This is a genomic window from Klebsiella sp. HMSC09D12 (assembly GCF_001808475.1).
Lineage (GTDB): Bacteria > Pseudomonadota > Gammaproteobacteria > Enterobacterales > Enterobacteriaceae > Klebsiella > Klebsiella oxytoca.
In genome coordinates this window covers 1-536 of record NZ_KV793424.1, presented here as the reverse complement: position 1 = coordinate 536, position 536 = coordinate 1, and the positions used below count along the sequence as shown (strand labels likewise).

General features: G+C 52.1%; 1 rRNA gene. It reads left to right on the top strand.

What is annotated here, in order from left to right:
• Window positions 1-503, top strand: a 16S ribosomal RNA gene (locus HMPREF3178_RS05380); the annotation flags it as partial.
• Window positions 504-536 lie beyond the last annotated feature (33 nt).

The window sequence follows — 536 nt, the reverse complement described above, 5'->3', positions numbered from 1 at the left end:
TGAGACAGGTGCTGCATGGCTGTCGTCAGCTCGTGTTGTGAAATGTTGGGTTAAGTCCCGCAACGAGCGCAACCCTTATCCTTTGTTGCCAGCGATTAGGTCGGGAACTCAAAGGAGACTGCCAGTGATAAACTGGAGGAAGGTGGGGATGACGTCAAGTCATCATGGCCCTTACGAGTAGGGCTACACACGTGCTACAATGGCATATACAAAGAGAAGCGACCTCGCGAGAGCAAGCGGACCTCATAAAGTATGTCGTAGTCCGGATTGGAGTCTGCAACTCGACTCCATGAAGTCGGAATCGCTAGTAATCGTGGATCAGAATGCCACGGTGAATACGTTCCCGGGCCTTGTACACACCGCCCGTCACACCATGGGAGTGGGTTGCAAAAGAAGTAGGTAGCTTAACCTTCGGGAGGGCGCTTACCACTTTGTGATTCATGACTGGGGTGAAGTCGTAACAAGGTAACCGTAGGGGAACCTGCGGTTGGATCACCTCCTTACCTGAAAGAACCTGCCTTTGTAGTGCTCACACA